This window comes from Sphingomonas sp. FG14, assembly GCF_057809675.1.
Genome location: NZ_JBMDKK010000005.1, coordinates 48,690 through 68,443, shown reverse-complemented (window position 1 = coordinate 68,443; position 19,754 = coordinate 48,690). Strand labels below are relative to the sequence as shown.

The following is a 19,754-nucleotide window of genomic DNA, read 5'->3' as shown; positions in this document are numbered from 1 at the left end:
TCTTCCTTCAGAATTTCAGCGAGACGCCGGAATAGAAGAAGCGGCCGACATTATCGAAGTTCGCCCCGCCGAAGCCCGCGCCGTAGATGCCGAGCGGCGGCTTGCTGTCGAACAGATTGTCGATGCCGATATAGAATTCGCTGCGCTCGTTGATCATCGCGCCCATGCGCACGTCATGAACGAAGCGGCTGCCGGTCTTGCGATATTCGGGCGGCAGCGAATCCGGGTTGAGCGCGGGCTGGCCGCCGACGCTTTTGAAATTCGCGACCGGCCCGCGATACTGGCTGGAGAAATAGCGCAGATCATGATCGAGGCTGAACGCGCCATAAGTCAGCGTCGTGCCCAGATTCGCCGCGATGCGCGGGCGCGAAACCGTTTCCACCTGCTGGGTGGGGAAATCGGGCTGGGTGGGCGACAGATAATCGTCGCGATCGATCACATAGCTGCCCACCGCGCGAAGATCGACGCGCACCGGCCCGACGGGGAAGCCATAGCGCGCTTCCACATCCACACCCGACGCGGTCAGCTTGGTCAGGTTGACCGCGCGCTGCGCGATGTCGGTGATCTCGTGCGTCGTCGGATCACGCGTGATCAGCGGGCAGAACACATTGGCGATCGTCGGTGAATCGACGCACTGGTTGATGATCGTGTTGACCGGGATCGAGGTGATCGCGTCGGTCAGCTTGATGTTGTAATAATCGACGGTGAGCGAGAAGCCCGGCAGGAAACGCGGGGTGAGCACCATGCCGAGCGTCCAGGTCGTGCCCTTTTCGACGTCGAGATTGGGATTGCCGCCCGTCGAGCCCGGAACCGTCGAGCCGATCGTGCCGGCGACGAAGCCGGCGGGAATGCCAAGCGCGAGGCAATTGTTGGCGCGTGTCGTCGTACCCTGGTTGACGTTGCCGACCGAGCAGGGATCGAACACGCTGAAGCGCGTGCCCACCGTCGGCTGGAACAGTTCGGCGAGGTTGGGCGCACGCGCGGCGCGCTGATAGGATCCGCGGAAGCGCAGCCCTTCGATCGGTTCGTAGACAGCGCCGCCGCCCCACGAGACTTCGGTGTTGACGCCGGCCAGGCTGTATTTGGCGACGCGCACCGCGCCGCTCAGTTCGAGCAGGCGCGCGCCGGGCATGTCGGCGAGCAGTGGCAGCTTCACTTCGCCATAACCCTCGATCACATCGAGCGAACCCTTGATCGGCTGGAAGCCGGTGAAGCTGGTCTGGCCCGCCAGGTCGCGTGGATCGGGCGAATAGCGCGTGCTTTCGTCACGATATTCGAAACCCGCCACCAGCTTGACCGGGCCACCTGGCAAACGGAAAAAGCCATCGGTATCGCCGGTGACGAAGCCGCCGACGACATGCTGCTGGAGCAGGCCGGTCGCGCGCGTATCGACGGTCAGATATTTGCGCGCCGCCGCGTCGATCGAGCCGTTGCCGAACACATTGGCGGCGACGCAGGTATCGATCGCGGCATTGCCCGTCGGCACGCCGCCCGCCTGAAGCCGGGCGCGGCAGACGATCGCGTCGCGCGTGCCGAGCACGCCGGCGGTATCACGCACCGCATCAGCAGCCAGCGCCATGCGCGCGGGATAGATGCTGTTGAAGAAATCGGACGTCACTTCCGTCCGGCCGTAATTATAGGAGAGCTCGAAACTCCAGCGATCGGAGAGATCGCCCTTCAATCCGGCGACGCCGCGCAAGGTCGTCCGCTTGGTGCGCTCACCCTGCACGCCAAGATCGTCGTTGACCCGGTTCATCGCGAAAGTGCCGCCGCCAGGAATCAGCGTTGCCAGCATCGCCTGCGCCTGCTGTGTCAGGAACGGATTGGCGGTGGAGAGCGTCAGGCTGCTCGAGGTTCCCTGCCCCCAGGTGCTGGCATTCTGCCAGACGCCCTTTCCCTCGATGAAGAAGCGCAGCGAATCCGACAGGTCGTAATGGCCGACCAGATTGACCGAGAAACGCTCGTTGTCGGGCAGCAGCGTGCTGGTGCCGATCGAGTTGAGCCCGTCGCCACCATCGCTGACCGGCGCGAGCGGCAGGAAATGGCCGTTGCCGAAATTCGCGAGGTTCAGGCTGCCGTCCGGCGCGAAGCGATAGATGCCCGGCGGATTGGTCGCGGTGCTGCGCACGATGGTACCGCCATTGGAGGTGGCGAGCAGGCGCAGTTTGGTGATCAGGATCTGATCGGGAATGCCGTCGGGCGCAGAGCCCGCCGGGCGCGTGCGATCGGTATCGAGCACATTGGGCACGAAGCTCGCCTGGTTCGCCGAAAATTCACGCGCATCGTAGCGAAGCTGGTTGCGGCGGGCATAGGCGACGCTGGCGGCGATATTGCCGCGCCCGCCGCCGAAATTGGTGCCGGCGGTAATCGAGCCCATATAGGCGCCGGCGTCGCCGCGCGCGCTGATGCCACCCTGCGCGCGCGCCGCCAGCCCTTCGAAATCGTCCTTGAGCACGAAATTGACGACGCCGGCGATGGCGTCCGCGCCATAAACCGCCGATGCGCCGCCCGTCAGGATCTCGACATGGTCGAGCAGTTCGACGGGAATGGCGTTGACGTCGGGCTGCGAAACCACCTGCGAACCGGCGACATGGCGGCGACCGTTCTGGAGGACCAGCGTACGCGAGGTGCCGAGGCCGCGAAGATCGAGCTGGTTGAGGCCGACCTGGCTCGGCGGCTGGTTGCCCGTCGACGACGCCTGCGACAAGGTGGAGCGGAATTGCGGCAGTTCGTTGAGTTCGTCGCCCAGCGCGGTCCGGCCGGTCTTGCCGAGGATCTCGGTGGCCGGGACGACGGAGACCGGCGCCGGCGCGTCATTGGCGGCGGTGCGGATGCGCGATCCGGTGACGAGGATCGGATCGGCTTCCTCCGCTTCGTCCACCGGAGCTTCGACGGCGACGACCTGAGCGGCAGCCACGACGCTATAGGTCTGTGCGCCCGTCATGCGCGCGACCAGGCCGGTGCCGCGCAGCAACTGGTCGAGCGCCTGGGGAACGGTCATCGCGCCGCGCACGGAGTTGGTGCGGCGGCCGCGTGCGTCACCCGCGGAGATCAGCACCTGCACATCGGCCTGGCGCGCGAAGGCGGCGACCCCGGTGGCCGCCGGTTGCGCGGCGAGATCGAAACGCTTGGCCTGCGCGGCGGCCGGCGGCGCAACCACGATCGACGCGACGACGGCGGCGGCGGACAGTCCGTGAAGCTGGATGGACCGGAACGACATTGAAACCCCCCTTCGATTCAGCGGCGTTGTCACGCCTCGACCGGTAAAGACGCGGGGCCTGCGCATTTCCTTTTCACCAACGCGTCTTTTTTCTTTCGCGTACCCGTCACGTGCTCATTTTCCGGCGGAAATCGTGATTTGGCCTTCGGCATCGCGCGCGATCCGCGCGCCCAGGCTCATGCGGACGGCCGAGGCGAATCCCTCCGGATCGTCGGTGCGAAAAATGCCGAACAGCCTTTCCCCTGCGATGGAACGGTCGACGACGATGCGTTCGCGGGCATTATAGCGATTGAACTCTGCGGCGGCCCAGTCGAGCGTCTCGCCGCTCAGGTCGATCTTGCCGTTGCGCCACGCCAGTGCGCGATCGATCTCCGACGGAGCGGAAAACCGGCTGGTGATCGCGGCATTGTCGGCGACGAAGGCGCGCGCGCCCGCACCGACGCGGACGCGATGCCCCTCCGCTCCAGCCACCCAGGTTTCGACCACGCCCTCCGTCACCAGCACATCGGCGCCCCCGTCGCGCCGCCGCACCGAAAAGGCGGTGCCGACGGCACGCACGCGCACATCTCCTGCTTCGACGACGAAGGGCCGCTGCTTGTCCTTGGCGACCTGGAACCAGGCCTCGCCCTGCGCCAGGCGGACGACGCGGCGATCGCGCCGCGCGTCGAAATCGACGGCGCTCGCCGTGTTGATCACGGCGGCCGATCCATCGGCCAGCGGCACGCGCCGGATCTCCCCGACAGCCGTGTCGTACCGCGCATCGGGCTGCATCAGCAGGAAGGCGGCGGCAAGCGACGCCGCCAGCGCGCCGGCGCCGCCGAACATCGCGCGGCGAGGCGTGAACCAGCGCCGGCGGTCGACTTCGACGGGTTCGGGCTCGCTCACCTGCAACTGACTGCCACGATCGAGCAACAGCCAGGTCGCCTCCGCCTGGAGCAGCGCGCCACGCCGACGGACGTCACCCGCAAGCCAGCCGTTCAGCTCCGCCTGCACGGCGGGCGTGCGCCCTTCGGCATCGATGCGCCAGACCCAGCGCACCGCCTGCTCCTCTATCTCAGCTGCGCTTTGCCGGTCGCTCATCATTCGCTTTCTTTCCGGTGAATGCGGGTTCGCCCGTCGCGCGCATCGCCTGCATGATCAGGCGCATGCCCTTGACCCCGTCATTCTCCACAATGCTTTCCGTCACTTTCAGCCGCTCCGCGATCTCGCGCTGGGAGAGGCCCTCGATCTTGCGCATCTCGAAGATCCGGCGACAGCGATCGGGGAGCCCCGCGATCAGCCGCTGCACCATCTCCAGCTCGCGCCTGGCGCCGGTCACGCGCTCGGGCGAGGGGTCCTCCGATCCGGCCACGAGCGTGTCGATCTCCGCGACGCTTTCGATCCGCACGATGCGCGCGCGCCGGATCTGGGTGGTCAGCAGGTTGCGGACGATCTGGAAGAAATAGCCGTCGGGCCGCGCGATCTGCTCGAACGCGTCGAGCGAGGCGAGATTGGCATAGGCCTCCTGGATCAGATCGTCGGCATCTTCGGCCGACACCATCGACCGCTTGAGCCAGGCGCGCACCGCCGGCTCATGCGGCATCACCTGGGTCGATACCCAGGCGACGAGGCGTTGATCCCGACCCCCCATTATCGCGCTTCGTTCCTTTCGCTCAAACAGTCGACACGCATAGCCCAGACGAGCGGCGAAGCGAGTTCCTTCGGCAAAACGAATATATTTTTCCAGCCCTTGATCGCGACTTTTCAGCGCAGCAGCCTCACGCGTGACGCACGCGAGAAATCGGCAGGAATATCGATGAATATCAAAGCATTGCTTTTCGGCTTCACTCTGATCGGCGCGACGCCAGCGCAGGCCGAAACCATCCTCTTCATCGGCAACAGCTTCACCTATGGTGCCTATTCGCCGGTCCAGCATTATCGATCGGAGACCGTCACCGACCTGAACGGCGAACGGATCGGCGGCGTACCGGCGCTCTTCGAGATGTTCACACGGCAGGCGGGGCTGGATTACGAGGTGAGCCTGGAGACGGCGCCGAGCCAGGGGCTCGATTTCCACCTGACCCAGAAGGCCGCGACGATCGGCAAGGGCTGGGATCATGTGGTGATGCAGGGCCTCAGCATGCTCGACAGCAAGAAGCCGGGTGACGCCGGCTCGACCGTCACTTACGCGGGGCTGCTGACCGATCTGTTCCGTCGCCATAATCCGGCGGTGCAGGTGCGGCTGACCGCGACCTGGTCGCGCGCCGACCAGACCTATCAGCCGGACGGGCGCTGGTATGGCCAGCCGATCGGCGCGATGGCGATGGTCGTGCGCCGCGCCTATGATCTGGCCGCTGCCGGCACGCCGGCGATCAAGGGCGTCATTCCCGTGGGCCAGGCCTGGACACGTGCGATCGATGCCGGGGTTGCCGATGCCAATCCCTATGACGGGATCGACGCCGGCAAGATCGACCTCTGGGCCCATGATCATTATCACGGCAGCACGCACGGCTATTATCTGGAGGCGCTGGTCGTCTTCGGCAGCGTGACGGGCAAGGATCCGCGCATGCTGGGCGAAAAGGAGATCGCAGCATCCGAACTGGGCATATCGCCGGCCCAGGCCAGGGCATTGCAGCAGGTCGCCTTCGATACGCTCGCGGCCGAGGCCGGGCGCCTGGCGATGGCGCCTGTGCATGGCGATTGGGGCCTGGCCCCCGGCGCCGGCGATCCGACGGTCCGCCCCGGCGACGATTTCTACCGCTTCGCACAAGGCCGCGCGGTGGCGGCGATGGAAATCCCGGCAGACCGGCCGCGCCAGAACTGGTTCTCGCTTCTCGACGATCTGTCGCGCGAGCGCCAGAACGCGATCCTGACGGAGGCCGCGTCGGCAACCAAACCCGACGCGCTCGGCCTTTTCTACGCCACCTATATGGACGAGGCGCGGATCGAGGCGCTCGGCACCGCAGCGCTGGACACCGATCTGAAGGCGGTCCGCGCCGCGCGCGATCACGATGCGCTCGCCGCGATCATGGGATCGGCAAATCGCGGCTTCGCCGGATCGCTGTTCCAGCTCCGCATTCGCGCCGATGCCCGCGAGCCCGATCGTTATGCGGTGCAGTTGCTCCAGGGCGGATTGTCCCTGCCCGATCGCGATTATTATCTCGATCCGCGCTATCAGGGCGATGTCCAAGCCTTCCAGGCCTATGTCGCGACGATGCTGAAGCTTGCGGGCTGGGCGAACAGCGAACACGCGGCGGAGGCGGTGGTCGCGCTCGAGACCAAGATCGCCCAGGCGAGCTGGAGCCGCGCCGACAGCCTCGATCCCGAACGCACCCATCATCCGATGACGGTGGCGGCGCTCGAAGCGGCGGCGCCCGGCTTTGCCTGGCGCCCCTTCCTAGCCGCTGCGGGGCTGCGTGATGTCGACACCATAGTGCTCGCACAGGACAGTGCGATCGTCCGGCTGGCGGCCGCGTTCGCAGGGACGCCGATCGAGACGCTCAAGGCATGGCAGGTCTTTACGCATGCCGACAATGCCGCCGAGATCCTGCCGGCCCGGTTCGGCGCGGCGCGCTTCGCATTCAGAGACAAGGCGCTGCAGGGCACGCCGGCGATGCCCACACGCTGGCGCCAGGCGGTGCTGACCCTCGACCGCTACATGAGCGACACGCTCAACCGCCGCTATGTCGAACGCCATCTGCCGCCCGCCACGCGCCAGGCCGTGGCGCAATTGCTGACCAATCTCGAGAAAGCGGCGGCCGCGCGGATCGACCGGCTCGACCGGATGGGCCCGGAGACGCGGAAGGAGGCGCATGCCAAGATCGCCGGGCTGCTGCGCAAGGTGGGCCATCCCGATCAATGGCGCGATTATGCGGGCCTGAAAGTCGTGGCCGGCGACGCCTATGGCAATCTGCGGCGGGGCCGCGCCTTCGACTGGGACATGCGCGTCGTACGGCTCGGCCGCCCCGTCGATCGCTCCGAATGGCAGATCACCCCGGCGCTGGTCGATGCGACCTATAATGGCAGCCGCAACGAAGTGCTGTTCACAGCCGCGCTGATGCAGCCGCCCTTCTTCGACCCCGCCGCCGATCCAGCAGCCAATTATGCCGCGATCGGTGCCGTGATCGGCCATGAGCTGAGCCATGCATTCGATACGATCGGTCGCCGCTACGATGCCAAGGGCGAAGTGCGCGACTGGTGGACACCACAGGACGACGCACGTTTCCGTGCGGAGGCAACGAAGCTGGGCGCACAATATTCACGCTACGAACCGCTGCCCGGCTTCCCGCTCAACGGCGAACTCACCATGGCCGAGAATATCGCCGATCTCGGCGGCGCGGTGCTCGCGCTGGAAGCGTACCGCATGTCGCTGAGCGGCAAGCCCGCGCCGGTGATCGACGGGCTGACCGGCGAGCAGCGCTTCTTCCATGCCTTCGCGCAACTGTGGCGATCGCGCCAGCGCGACGAGACCGCGCGGCTGCGCATCCTGCTCGATTCGCACGCGGCCGAGCAATTCCGCGTCAACGGCGTCGTCCGCAATATCGATGCATGGTACGATGCGTTCGGCGTGAAGCCTGGCGACGCGCTGTATCTGGCGCCGGCAGATCGCGTGCGGATCTGGTGAGGCCGGCGCCACGATTCACGCGCTTCAAAACAGAGATTGTGATCGGCGGGCGTCTGGGTGAAACCGCGCATCCGGCGGAAGCGATCGTCTGCACCCGTCCGCCGGATGCAAGGGGAGAAATCGAGATGGGCCGCAGCCCAGGTGCGAAACGCAAATCCAAGGCGCCGGCCAGCGCGGGCGCCCAGCCATTCGGCACGCCCAAGCAACTCGCCGATGGCGGCTTGAAGACCTCGCTCGTCCAGAGCGTCTACGCGACGATCATGGAAGCGCTGGATGCCGGCGAACTGATGCCCGGTAGCCGGATCATCGCATCCGAACTCGCGCAGCGGCTGGGCCTCAGCCGCGCGCCGGTGCGCGAGGCGCTGGCGGTGCTGGCGGGCCAGGGCCTGGTCGAGCTTCATCCCGATCGCGGCGCCATCCTGCGCCCGCTGACGGTGCACGACCTGATCGGCATCTACGAAGTCAGCGCCCCAGTCGCCGCCGTCGGCGTACGCGGCGCGGCGCTCCGCATCGAGGAAGGCGACAATGCCGCGCGCGTCATCGCCGCGATGGCCGCCATCCGCCGCGCCGGCGAGGAGACCACACCCAAGGTGGGCTTCTATCTGGTGCTCAACGAATTCCACTATCTGCTGAACGCCATCGCCGAGCGCCCCTATGTCGATTTCGTCCTGCGCGCGGTGAACATCGAATATTGGAATCGCTTCCTGGTCCAGGCGATCGACCTGGAGGTCCATGCACCAAAATATGTCAGCAACTATCAGCGGATGACGGATGCCGTGCTCGCCGGCGACCCCGCCACGGGCGAATCCGTGATGCGTTATCACGGCGATTGGTGCGTCTCGCTGCTGCGTGGAGCCGGATAAAGAGCAAGATTGTCGACGATTTCAGGATTTTAATCCGCTGAATCGTCATGATATTGCAAGAATCGTCGACAATAAGGTTGCATCGCGACCCGAATCATGGTCTCTTCCCCTCAAGCCGACGCCCGACAGGGGCGCGGTCCAAGGTCGGGAGGAACAGCAATGGGGATCTTTCTTCGGGTGCTGCAGGGTGGGCTGCTGCTCACTGCATCGAGCATGGCGATGGCGCAGGAAGCGGACGCGCCGAACACCTTCGATGACGGCGATATCGTGGTGACCGCCAACAAGACGGGCGCTTCGCGCCTTCAGGACACGCCGCTTTCGATCACCGCCTTCAGCGACGCCACGCTTGCAGCGACCGGCGTCAAGGATGTGCGCGACCTGACGACGATGACCCCCAATCTGCAGGTCACGCAGAACGCATCCTTCTCCCAAGTCTATATCCGCGGCATCGGATCGAACAACGTGTTCGGCGGATCGGACCCATCGTCGACAATCCATGTCGACGGCGTCTATCTCGCGCGCCCTGCCAGCTATCTCAGCAATTTCCTCGACGTCGAACGGATCGAGGTGCTGCGCGGTCCGCAGGGCACGCTTTACGGCCGCAACTCGGTAGGCGGCACGATCAACGTGATCAGCCGCAAACCCGGCAACGACTTCGCCGCCAAGGCTCAGTTCACCTACGGCAATTACGATCTTCTACGCGGCGAGGCCTATGTCAGCGGCCCGCTGGTCACCGACAAGGTCGCGGCGTCGATCTCCGTCATCGGCACGCGCCGCGACGGCTATCTCAAGAATATCGCGCCGGGCGTCGGCGATCTCGACAATGAAAAGACCTACGGCACGCGCGGCCAGCTCCGCTTCACGCCGTCGGAACCGCTGGAGATCATCCTGCGCGCCGATTATCTGAAATCGGACGACGCGCTGGCCGGCTATGTGAAAATGCTGCAGACGACGACCGATCCGCTCGCGAACAGCATCATCGGCGATTATCGCAAGGTCGCGACGAACATCCGCTCGTCTTCGAATCGCCAGCAATGGGGCCTGGCCGGCGAGATCAATTACGATCTCGGCCCGGACATGCAGATCAAGTCGCTCACCGCCTATCGCGAGAACCGGCTGATCCAGGTGGGCGACACCGACGGCACGGCGGTCAACACCCGCCGCACCGATCAGTTCGAGGGCCAGCGACAATTCTCGCAGGAGCTGAACCTGACGGGCAAGACCGGCGGCCTCACCTATATCGCCGGGCTTTATTATTTCAGCGAGAACATCAAGGTGGACTCGAGCGTCACCACCTATCCGACGGTGCGCGCCAATTTCGCGCCGACGATCCAGACCAGCGCCCTCGCCGCGTTCGCGCAGGGCACCTATGCGCTTACCGACCAGTTCTCGGTCACCGCCGGTATCCGATACACCCGCGAACGCAAGGATTTCGATCAGGTCGCGACGAACTTCTCGCTGCCCACCGGCCTGCCGCTCGCGACCTATCCGCGCCTTTACTCGTCGCGCGGCATCTACAAGGCGTGGACGCCGAAGATCGCGGTCGAATACCGCCCGACGAGCGGCGTGCTGCTGTTCGCTTCGGCCACCAAGGGCTTCAAGTCGGGCGGCTTCAACTTCTCGAGCGTCAATCCGGCGCAGGGCTTCGATCCGGAGACCTTGTGGAGCTACGAGGCGGGCGCCAAGCTGGATCTGTTCGACAGGCTCCTGCGCATCAACGCCAGCGTCTTCCATTATGCGTACAAGGACCTGCAGGTTCAGTCGTTCCTGACGCCGGGCGTGATCGACATCACCAACGCCGCAGACGCGCGCGTCAACGGCGTCGAGATCGAAAGCGAACTGCGTCCGACAAGCTGGCTGCAGATCGGCGCGAACCTCGCCTATCTCGACGCGGTCTACAAGAATTACACCAACGCTCTGAAGCCCGGAAATATCGCGTTCGACGCATCGGGCAACCACCTGAACCTGTCACCGAAATGGGCCTATACGCTCTACAGCCAGGTCGATGTGCCGGTAGGCGACGGCTCCGTCTTCGGCCGCGCCGAATATAGCCACCGCACCCGCCAGTATTTCACGGCGTTGAACGCCGGGCTCGACCAGCAGGCGGGTTACGGCCTGATCAACGGCAGCATCGGCTATAATTTCCCCGGCGACCGTTTCCAGATCATCGCCTTTGGCCGCAATCTGGGCAACAAGGCCTATGTGACCAGCACAGCCAGCTTCGCGGCGGGGATCGTCGGCCGCGTCGGTGAGCCGCGGACCTATGGCCTGCGCGCGATCGTGAAGTACTGATCATGAACGCGCCCGCCCTTGTCCAGGCGGACTCCGACATGCCGATCCATGGCGTGTTCGATCCCGCCTTCGGCGCTGTCGCCGATACCTTCGCGGCGAATTTCCGCGATCGTGGAGAACATGGCGCGGCCGTCGCGGTCTATCGCGACGGCCGGAAGGTCGTCGACCTCTGGGGCGGCTGGGCGGATCCCGCCCGCACCCGCCCGTGGCGCGAGGATACGATCGTCTGCATGATGTCGGTCGGCAAGGGCATGGCCGCGCTCTGCGTGTGGATGCTCGTCGATCGCGGCCTGATCGAGATGGATGCGCCCGTCGCCCGCTACTGGCCCGAATTCGCGCAAGGAGGCAAGGCTGGCATCACCGTTCGCACGCTGATCACCGGCAAGGCGGGCCTGCTCTATGCCGATCATGCACCCGATGGCGCGGGCTATGACTGGGACGTGATGATCCGTGCGCTGGAACGGCAGGAACCCTGCTGGGAACCCGGCACCGATCATGGCTATCATTCCTCGACCGCCGGATATCTGTTCGGCGAACTCGTCCGCCGCGTCGCCGGCCGACCGATCGACACCTTCCTGGCGCAGGAAGTCTGCGACCCGCTGGGCGCGGATTATGGCTATGGCACGCGCGGCGCCGATTCCGATCGCGTCGCCGACATGATCCCATCGGCCGAGAGTCATACTTTCGTCCAGTCGCGCGATCCGTCGACGAAACTGGGTCGCGCCTGGCGCATGCGTCCGCAATCGCCCGATCACTATAATGACCGGCGCATGCGCGAAGGATTGATGCCGTCGACCAACGGCCATGGCAATGCGCGCGCGGTCGCGCGCATCTATGCGGCGCTGGCCTGTGGCGGATCGCTCGACGGCGTCCACCTGCTGTCCGCCGCGACCATCGATCGCATGCGCGAGGAAAGCTGGTTCGGCCAGTGCGCGATGACCGATCGCGTCTTCCGCTACGCGCACGGCTTCTTCCTCAACGAACCCAATATGTCGCCGATGGGCACCAATCCACTGGCTTTCGGCCATCCCGGCGCCGGCGGCGCGCTCGGTTTCGCCGATCCGGAGAACCGCATGTCATTTTCCTACAGTCCTTCGCTGATGTGCGCGGGCGGCGGCCTAGGCGAGCGCTGCGCGGCGCTTGCCGCCTCGGTGTACGCATGAGCGGCGCCTTCACCGGCAAGGTCGCGCTCGTCACGGGCGGAAGCTCGGGCATCGGCCAGCGCGTCGCGGAGATGATCGCGGCGGAGGGCGGCAGCGTCGCCGTCGTCGCCAGCAGCAAGGTCGAGAAGGCGGCGGCCGTAGTCGACGATATCGAGGCCAGGGGCGGCAAGGCGAAACCCTATGCGGTCGATGTTCGCGACGCGGCGGCGCTTGGCGCACTCGTCGAGCAGGTCGAAGGCGATCTTGGCGGCATCGACCTGCTCGTGAACGCGGCAGGCGTGTTTTACCCGACGCCGGCGGGCGCGACCGACGCCACCGATGCCGGGCGCTTGCTCGACATCAATATCCAGGGTCCCTGGAACGCGATCTCGGCGGTCGTGCCCGGCATGCGCGAACGCGGCGGCGGGCGCATCGTCTCCCTCTCCTCGGTCGCGGGGCAGATCGGCGTCAACGGTTTCGCGCTCTACACCGCCAGCAAGGCCGCCGTGTCGATGATGACCCGCTCGCTCGCGGCCGAACTCGCGCCGCACGGCATCGCGGTCAACGCGGTGGCGCCCGGCAACACCGCCACGCCGATGAACGCCGATGTCCGTTCGAACCCGGACATGGCGGAAGGCATGCGGCGGATGACGCCGAGCGGCAACGCCTTCAGCAATGTCGACGACATCGCGGGCATCGTGCTGTTCCTCCTCTCTGAAAAGGCGCGTCCGGTGCATGGTGCGACCTGGCTTGCCGATGAAGGCATTTCGGCGGCGATCGGCTGATGGCGACACAGGCGCCCCTCGCCATACGGGCAAGCGGCTATGCCTGGTATGTCGCGCTGCTGATGGCGGCGGCGCATCTGCTGTCGTTCGTGGATCGTTTCCTGATGAGCCTGGTGATGGAACCGCTCAAGGCCGATCTGGGCGTCAGCGACGCGCAGCTCGGCCTGCTGCAAGGCACTGGCTTCGTCATCCTTTATACGGTCGCCGCCGTGCCGCTGGGCCGGATGGCGGACCGGGTCAATCGCCGTAACCTGATCATCGCCGGCATCCTGATCTGGAGCCTGGCGACAGCCTTGTGCGGGCTCGCCAATTCGTTCGGATCGCTTTTCCTGGCACGGATCGGCGTCGGCTTCGGCGAGGCGGCATTGGTGCCCGCCGCGATGTCGCTGCTCGCCGCCTATTTCCCCCGCCATCAGCTTGGCCGCGCGGTTTCGTTGTTCACGACGGGCGCGTCGCTGGGCAAGAGCATGGCGCTGGTCGGCGGCGGCGCGTTACTGGCGGCGCTCGTCGCCACCGGCGGGCTGCACATGCCCGGCCTCGGGCTGCTCGCGCCGTGGCAGGGCACGTTCGTGCTCATGGCGCTGCCGGGCATCGCACTGGCGGCGCTGCTGCTGACGGTGCGCGAACCGCAGCGCGCCGAAACCACGGCGGTGCGCCCCGGCATGGCCGAGGCCTTCGCCTATCTGCGCCGGCACCGTGCGGCCTATGTCCTTCACATGGCGGCAGCCGCCTCGGTCGTGCTCGTCGTTCAGTCGTTCAGTGCCTGGACGCCGTCCTATTATGTCCGCTTCTTCGCGCTGACGCCGTCACAGGCCGGTCTGGCGGTGGGCAGCGTGATCCTGATCGGTGCGCCGCTCGGCCATCTGTGCGGCGGCATATTGACCGACATCTTCCAGGCCCGACGTTTCGCCTCGCCCGCCGCGCCGGTGATGATCGCGAGCTTGATCGGCGGCATGCTTGTGCTCCTCACCTTCGTATCGACGACGGACTTCACCATGTCGCTCGTCCTGCTCGGCCTGCTCAATTTCTTCATGACGCTGGGGGCGCCGGCAAGCCTGGCGGGCGTACAGATGCTGACCCCGGACCGGCTGCGCGGCGTCGTCACCGCCATATTCCTCGCCTGCACCACTTTGATCGGCATCGGCTGCGGGCCGCCGCTGGTGGGGCTGACCGCCGATCTGCTCGGCGGGCCGCTGCACCTGGCGACGGCGCTGGTCATCATCCTGTCCGTGATCGCGATCATCGGTACCCTCGCCGCCCTCGCCAGCCGCAATCCTTTCGCACGAACCATCACGGCCAACGCCGTCCACTGAACCCGAAACAGGGAGCTGCCCCATGCGCCGAACGAACAAGGCAATCATCACCTGTGCCGTCACCGGATCGATCCACACGCCATCGATGTCTCCGCATTTGCCGATCACACCTGATGAAATCGCCGAACAATCGATCGAGGCGGTCGAGGCGGGCGCGGCAATCCTGCACCTGCATGCCCGCGATCCGCGTGATGGACGGCCTTCGCCCGATCCAGAACTCTACATGCAGTTCCTGCCGCGCATCAAACAGGCGACCGACGCCGTGGTGAACATCACCACCGGCGGTGCCCCCGGCTTCAGCGAGGAGGATCGGCTGGCCGGACCACTGCGCGCCAGCCCGGAAATGACATCGCTCAACATGGGCTCCATGAACTTCGGATTCTGGCCGCTCGCCGACAAGTTCGACTGGAAGCACGATTGGGAACGCGAGCTGATGCTCGGGTCCAAGCGCTTTCCCGCGAACCATAATTTCGCGCTGATCGAACGGATCATGGTCGAGCTTGGCCAGGGCCATGGCACGCGCTTCGAATATGAATGCTACGATATCGGCCACCTCTACAATGTGAAGCATTTCGCGGATCTGGGACTGATCAAGCCCCCGTTCCTGATCCAGGGGATTTTCGGCATCCTTGGCGGGATCGGCGCCGATCTCGAGAATTTCATGCTGTTCAAGCAGACGGCGGACCGTCTGTTCGGCGACGATTACATGCTGTCCTGCTTCGCCGTCGGCCGGCCGCAGATGAAGTTCCTGACGCAATGCGCGCTCGTCGGCGGCAGCGTCCGCGTCGGGCTGGAGGACAGCCTCTATATCGGACGCGGCGAACTCGCGACCAGCAATGCCCAGCAGGTCCGCAAGATCCGCGGCATCCTGGATTCGCTCGACATCGAGATCGCAAGCCCCGCGGAGGCGCGCGAGATGCTCGGCCTCAAGGGCGGCGACTCGGTCGCCTTCTGACGGAACGATCATGCGTCTCGCAACCGATACCGGCGGCACTTTCACCGATCTGATCGTCGAGGACGATGACGGCTCGATCACGCTGCACAAGGCATCGACCGTGCCGTCCGACCCCGTCGTCGGCGTGCTCGACGCGCTGCGCAGCGCGGCTTCCACGCGCGGGCTGAGCCTGGCCGAACTGCTCGGCCGCTGCGACAGCTTCATCCACGGCACCACCCATGCGATCAACGCGATCATCACCGGGCGCACGGCGCGCACCGCGCTGATCGTCACGCGCGGCCACCGGGACATATTGCTGTTCCGCGAAGGCGGCCGCACCGAGCCCTTCAACCACACCATCCCCTATCCCGCCCCCTTCGTGCCGCGCGCACTGACATTCGAGGCCGACGAGCGCATCGGAGCAGACGGCGTCGTGATGACGCCGCTCGACGAGGCCGCGCTGGTCGAGACGCTGCGCCGCATCGGCGAGACGGGAGTGGAAGCGGTCGCGGTGGCGTTGCTCTGGTCGACGATCAATCCGGCGCATGAACGCCGCGTCGGCGAGCTGATCGAAACACATCTGCCCGGCACTCCCTACAGCCTGTCGCATGCGGTCAATCCCACATTGCGCGAATTCCGCCGCGCATCCTCGGCCGCGATCGACGCGTCGCTCAAACCGCTGATGACGCATTATCTGGGCGGCCTGACCGCGCGGCTGGCCGAGGCGGGCTTCGGCGGCAAGGTGATGGTTCTGACCAGCGCGGGGGGCATGGTGGAAGCGAGCGAAGTCGCCGCCGCGCCGATCCGCGTGATCAACTCCGGCCCATCGATGGCGCCCGTCGCGGGGCGCCATTATGCGGGACGCGAAGGTGCATGGCGCACCGCGATCGTCGCCGATACCGGCGGAACCACCTACGATATCAGCCTGGTCAGCGACGGCCGCATCCCGATGACGCGAGACCTGTGGATCGGCGAGCCCTATCGTGGTCATCTGGCGGGTTATCCCTCGGTGGACGTGAAGAGCGTCGGCGCCGGCGGCGGCAGCATCGCCACCGTCGATACGGCGGGCCTGCTCCGCGTTGGCCCGGGAAGCGCGGGATCGACGCCCGGTCCCGCCTGCTATGGACGTGGCGGCACGCGCCCGACCGTGACCGACGCCTGTGTCGCGCTCGGCTATGTCGATCCCGATTATTTCCTGGGCGGTGCGATGCGGCTCGACGGCGATGCATCGCGCGCTGCGATCGCCCGCGACGTCGCGGACCGGCTCGGCACCAGCGTTGAGGACGCCGCGTGGAGCATCCTCGATCTGGCCACCGAGAATATGGTGCAGGCGATTCAGGACATGACGGTCAATCAAGGCATCGATCCCGGCCAGGCCGTGCTGATCGGCGGCGGTGGTGCCGCCGGCCTCAATTCGGTGTTCATCGCCCGGCGGCTCGGCTGCCGCGAACTGCTGATCCCCGAAACCGGCGCCGCGATGAGCGCGGCGGGTGCGATGATGTCCGACATCGCGGCGGAGTTCGCGGTCACCACTTTCGCATCGACCGCATCCTTCGATCTGGATCGCGCGGACAAGGCGATCGCCGATGTCCGGCGTCAGGCCGAAGCCTTTATCGAGCGGGCGCAACGCGCCGGATCGATCAGCTATGTGGCGGAAGCCCGTTATGAAGGGCAGGCATGGGATATCGACGTGCCGCTCGACAGCGCCACCTTCGCCACCGAGGACGATGTCGCGCGCTTCCGGGCGGCTTTCGATGCGACGCACGAACAGCTCTTCACCATCCGCGACGAAAGCTCCGCCGTGGAACTGATCGGGCTGCGCGCGCGCGTATCCTGTCCCGCGCGGTCCGGCGCCGCTTTCCGGTTGAAGGGTGACCCCGAGGCGACCGGCGAAGCGCGGTCGCGGCCGGTCTATTTCTCCGGCCATGGCTGGATCGAGACCCCGGTGCTGCGCTGGGATGCCATGGCCGCCGAACAGCCCGTGGCCGGCCCGGCGCTGATCGAATCCGCCTTCACCACCATCGTCGTCGATCCGCCGGCCCGCTTTCGCCGGACGGCCGACGGCTCGATCCTGATCGAGGCCTGAGAGATGACCGACAAACCGATGAACGGCGCAGAAATGGCGGTGCTGCGCAGCCGGCTGGACGGCGTGGTCCGCAAGATGTCCAACACCTTGCTCCGCACCGGCCGCTCCGGCGTGATCAACCGCGCGCGCGACTTTTCCTGCTGCCTGCTGACGCGCGACGGCGATCTTCTGACCGCGGCTGACAGCCTGCCCATCCATGTCCTCTCCGGCCCCGACATGATGGCGCGCAGCATGAAGCAGTTTCATCCGGGGCTGCGCGCGGGCGATGCGTTCCTGCACAATTCGCCTTATCATGGCTGCTCGCACCCCGCCGATCTGAGTGTGATCGTGCCGGTGATGGACGCGGAGGGGCGGCATCGCTTCACCGTTCTCGCCAAGGCGCATCAGGCGGATATCGGCAACAGCCAGCCGACGACGTACATGGCGGAAGCACGCGACGTCTATCATGAGGGCGCTCTCCTGTTTCCCGCCGTACAGGTCCAGCGCGACGGACGCGATATCGACGACATCATCCGCATGTGCGAATTGCGCATCCGCGTGCCTCATCAATGGCGGGGCGATTATCTCTCCACCGTCGGCGCGGCGCGGATCGGCGAAAAAGCGCTGGGAGAACTGGCGGCGGAGATCGGCTGGGACCGGCTGGAAGCATTCGCCGCACAGTGGTTCGATTATTCGGAAGCACGGATGGCCGATGCGATCGGCAGGCTGCCCGCCGGCCGCGTGACCGGATCGAGCACGCACGATCCCTTTCCCGGGCTGCCCGCCGAAGGATTGAAGATCACCGCGACCGTCGATGTCGATCCGGCGGCTGGCCGCGTCGCGGTCGACATGGCCGACAATCCCGATTGCCTGCCCTGCGGCATGAACCTGTCCGAAGCCTGCGCGCGCACCGCGGCGATGATCGGCGTGTTCAACAGCATCGATCATGACGTGCCGAAAAACGCCGGATCGTTCCGGCGGATCGACGTGAAGCTGCGCGAGGGCTGTATCGCCGGGATACCGACCCATCCCTTTTCCTGCTCGGCCGCGACCACCAACATCGCCGACCGTGCCGCCAACAGCGTCCAGACCGCGCTTGCCGGGCTGGGCGAGGGCATCGGCATGGCGGAAGTGGGATCGGTGATCGCGCCTTCGGCGGGCGTGGTCTCCGGCATCGATCCGCGCACCGGCCGCCCCTTCGTCAACCAGATATTCCTAGCGATGAGCGGCGGCGCCGCGAGCCCGGCCAGCGACGCCTGGTGGACGATCGGCCATGTCGGCAATGCCGGGCTGTGCTGCATCGACGGCGTCGAACTGGCCGAATTGTCGCAACCGATCATCGTCCACCGGCGCGGTTTCGTCACCGATAGCGAAGGCGCGGGCACGCAGAATGGCGCGCCCTCGACCATCGTCGAGTTCGGCCCGGTCGGCGCGGGCATGGATATCGGCTATCTGTCCGACGGGCATGTCAATTTGCCGGCGGGCGTGCGCGGCGGCCAGCCCGGTGGCGGCGCCGATCAATATCTGATCCGGCGCGACGGCACGCACGGCCCACTCGATGCCTGTGCGCAGGTGCATATCCGGGACGGCGAACGCATCGTCGCGATCTCGTGCGGCGGCGGCGGTTATGGCGACCCGCGCGAACGCCCGGCAAATCGCGTTGCGGACGACGTCGCGGGCGGCCTGATCAGCCCTGCGCGCGCGCGCGAAATCTACGGCGTCGTGGTCTCCGACGACGGCACACTCGACGAAACCGCAACACGGATCGAACGGAGGGCAGCGGCATGAGCGGCAGATCGATACTCGTCACGGCCGGCGCATCGGGCATCGGGCGCGCCATCGCGGAGCTTTTCCATGCGCGCGGCGATCGCGTCATCGTCTGCGACGTCGATCAGGCCGCGCTGGACAGCATCGCGGCCGCGCTGCCGGGCATCGTCACCAGCCGCACCGACGTCGCCGATCCGGCGGCCGTGGCGGCGATGATCGATCGCGTCGGGCCGATTTCGGTACTGATCAATAATGCCGGCGTCGCCGGCCCGATCGGCGGCATCGAAACCAACGATCCGGACGAATGGGCACGCTGCTTCGCGGTCAACGTCCATGGCGCGTTCCATACCATCCATGCGGTCGCACCGGCGATGCGCGCGACGGGCGAAGGCGCGATCATCAACATCTCGACCGCGTCGACCGTCACCGGCCTGCCGGGCCGATCGGCCTATGTCGCGTCGAAATGGGCGCTGGAAGGGCTGACCCGGAACGTCGCGCGCGAATTCGGCCCGGCCGGCATCCGCGTCAACGCCATCCGCCCCGGCTTCATGGACACCGAACGCATGCGCGGACTAATGGCGCGCGCCGCCGAACGCCTGCAGCGCCCCGTCGCCGAAATCGAGGCCGAGGCGCTGGGCTATATCTCGATGCGGACCAAGATCCAGCCGAGCGAGATCGGCGAGATGGCCTGGTTCCTCGCATCCGATGCCGCGCGCCACATCACCGCGCAGATCATCGGCGTCGATGGCAATGCCGAGTGGGAGGGCTGA

At 66.2% G+C, this 19,754-nt stretch carries 13 protein-coding genes; 10 read left to right on the top strand and 3 right to left on the bottom strand.

Features of this window, described 5'->3' with window-relative positions:
* Nucleotides 1-7: 7 nt before the first annotated feature.
* The 3 genes from ACODTA_RS17095 to ACODTA_RS17085 all read right to left on the bottom strand — a co-directional run bounded on the left by ACODTA_RS17095 (nt 8) and on the right by ACODTA_RS17085 (nt 5,135).
* A complete protein-coding gene (locus ACODTA_RS17095) occupies nt 8-3,220 on the bottom strand; it encodes a TonB-dependent receptor (RefSeq protein ID WP_489067179.1) in 3,213 nt (1,070 codons plus the stop codon).
* Nucleotides 3,221-3,334: 114 nt separating this feature from the next.
* The gene (locus ACODTA_RS17090; protein ID WP_489067178.1) at nt 3,335-4,300 is read right to left on the bottom strand and encodes a FecR family protein; all 966 of its coding nucleotides are present in this window, start codon (nt 4,298-4,300) and stop codon (nt 3,335-3,337) included.
* A complete protein-coding gene (locus ACODTA_RS17085) occupies nt 4,275-5,135 on the bottom strand; it encodes an RNA polymerase sigma factor (RefSeq protein WP_489067177.1) in 861 nt (286 codons plus the stop codon). Before ACODTA_RS17085 ends, ACODTA_RS17090 begins: the two co-directional genes overlap by 26 nt.
* Between ACODTA_RS17085 and ACODTA_RS17080 the strand changes: the two genes are divergently transcribed.
* From ACODTA_RS17080 to ACODTA_RS17035, 10 genes are all read left to right on the top strand, one after another.
* Nucleotides 5,016-7,823, top strand: coding sequence for a M13 family metallopeptidase (locus ACODTA_RS17080; protein ID WP_489067176.1), 2,808 nt, complete (start codon nt 5,016-5,018; stop codon nt 7,821-7,823). The genes ACODTA_RS17085 and ACODTA_RS17080 overlap by 120 nt on opposite strands.
* Nucleotides 7,824-7,948: 125 nt before the next feature.
* Nucleotides 7,949-8,686, top strand: coding sequence for a GntR family transcriptional regulator (locus ACODTA_RS17075; protein ID WP_489067175.1), 738 nt, complete (start codon nt 7,949-7,951; stop codon nt 8,684-8,686).
* Nucleotides 8,687-8,845: 159 nt separating this feature from the next.
* Entirely contained in the window at nt 8,846-10,978 is a 2,133-nt protein-coding gene (locus ACODTA_RS17070; protein WP_489067174.1) for a TonB-dependent receptor, read from the top strand.
* Nucleotides 10,979-10,980: 2 nt separating this feature from the next.
* Nucleotides 10,981-12,141, top strand: coding sequence for a serine hydrolase domain-containing protein (locus ACODTA_RS17065; RefSeq protein WP_489067173.1), 1,161 nt, complete (start codon nt 10,981-10,983; stop codon nt 12,139-12,141).
* Entirely contained in the window at nt 12,138-12,905 is a 768-nt protein-coding gene (locus ACODTA_RS17060; protein ID WP_489067172.1) for an SDR family NAD(P)-dependent oxidoreductase, read from the top strand. The genes ACODTA_RS17065 and ACODTA_RS17060 overlap by 4 nt, the downstream gene beginning before the upstream one ends.
* Complete coding sequence (locus ACODTA_RS17055) at nt 12,905-14,218, top strand: MFS transporter (RefSeq protein ID WP_489067171.1); 1,314 nt, start codon at nt 12,905-12,907, stop codon at nt 14,216-14,218. Before ACODTA_RS17060 ends, ACODTA_RS17055 begins: the two co-directional genes overlap by 1 nt.
* A gap of 22 nt (nt 14,219-14,240) precedes the next feature.
* Nucleotides 14,241-15,173 carry a 3,5-dioxohexanoate:acetyl-CoA acetone transferase gene (gene kce, locus ACODTA_RS17050; protein ID WP_489067170.1) on the top strand — a complete coding sequence of 311 codons (933 nt, stop codon included), beginning with the start codon at nt 14,241-14,243 and terminating at the stop codon, nt 15,171-15,173.
* A 10-nt stretch (nt 15,174-15,183) separates the two neighbouring features.
* Nucleotides 15,184-17,238, top strand: coding sequence for a hydantoinase/oxoprolinase family protein (locus tag ACODTA_RS17045; protein ID WP_489067169.1), 2,055 nt, complete (start codon nt 15,184-15,186; stop codon nt 17,236-17,238).
* Nucleotides 17,239-17,241: 3 nt separating this feature from the next.
* On the top strand, nt 17,242-19,005 hold the full coding sequence (locus ACODTA_RS17040) for a hydantoinase B/oxoprolinase family protein (protein ID WP_489067168.1): 1,764 nt from the start codon (nt 17,242-17,244) through the stop codon (nt 19,003-19,005).
* The gene (locus tag ACODTA_RS17035; protein ID WP_489067167.1) at nt 19,002-19,754 is read left to right on the top strand and encodes an SDR family oxidoreductase; all 753 of its coding nucleotides are present in this window, start codon (nt 19,002-19,004) and stop codon (nt 19,752-19,754) included. The genes ACODTA_RS17040 and ACODTA_RS17035 overlap by 4 nt, the downstream gene beginning before the upstream one ends.

Bases quoted from the DNA above. Each gene is read 5' to 3' on its own strand.
- ACODTA_RS17095 (WP_489067179.1), bottom strand. From the start codon at position 3,220: ATGTCGTTCCGGTCCATCCAGCTTCACGGACTGTCCGCCGCCGCCGTC.
- ACODTA_RS17090 (WP_489067178.1), bottom strand. From the start codon at position 4,300: ATGAGCGACCGGCAAAGCGCAGCTGAGATAGAGGAGCAGGCGGTGCGC.
- ACODTA_RS17080 (WP_489067176.1), top strand. From the start codon at position 5,016: ATGAATATCAAAGCATTGCTTTTCGGCTTCACTCTGATCGGCGCGACG.
- ACODTA_RS17085 (WP_489067177.1), bottom strand. From the start codon at position 5,135: ATGCTGGACCGGCGAATAGGCACCATAGGTGAAGCTGTTGCCGATGAA.
- ACODTA_RS17075 (WP_489067175.1), top strand. From the start codon at position 7,949: ATGGGCCGCAGCCCAGGTGCGAAACGCAAATCCAAGGCGCCGGCCAGC.
- ACODTA_RS17070 (WP_489067174.1), top strand. From the start codon at position 8,846: ATGGGGATCTTTCTTCGGGTGCTGCAGGGTGGGCTGCTGCTCACTGCA.
- ACODTA_RS17065 (WP_489067173.1), top strand. From the start codon at position 10,981: ATGAACGCGCCCGCCCTTGTCCAGGCGGACTCCGACATGCCGATCCAT.
- ACODTA_RS17060 (WP_489067172.1), top strand. From the start codon at position 12,138: ATGAGCGGCGCCTTCACCGGCAAGGTCGCGCTCGTCACGGGCGGAAGC.
- ACODTA_RS17055 (WP_489067171.1), top strand. From the start codon at position 12,905: ATGGCGACACAGGCGCCCCTCGCCATACGGGCAAGCGGCTATGCCTGG.
- kce (WP_489067170.1), top strand. From the start codon at position 14,241: ATGCGCCGAACGAACAAGGCAATCATCACCTGTGCCGTCACCGGATCG.
- ACODTA_RS17045 (WP_489067169.1), top strand. From the start codon at position 15,184: ATGCGTCTCGCAACCGATACCGGCGGCACTTTCACCGATCTGATCGTC.
- ACODTA_RS17040 (WP_489067168.1), top strand. From the start codon at position 17,242: ATGACCGACAAACCGATGAACGGCGCAGAAATGGCGGTGCTGCGCAGC.
- ACODTA_RS17035 (WP_489067167.1), top strand. From the start codon at position 19,002: ATGAGCGGCAGATCGATACTCGTCACGGCCGGCGCATCGGGCATCGGG.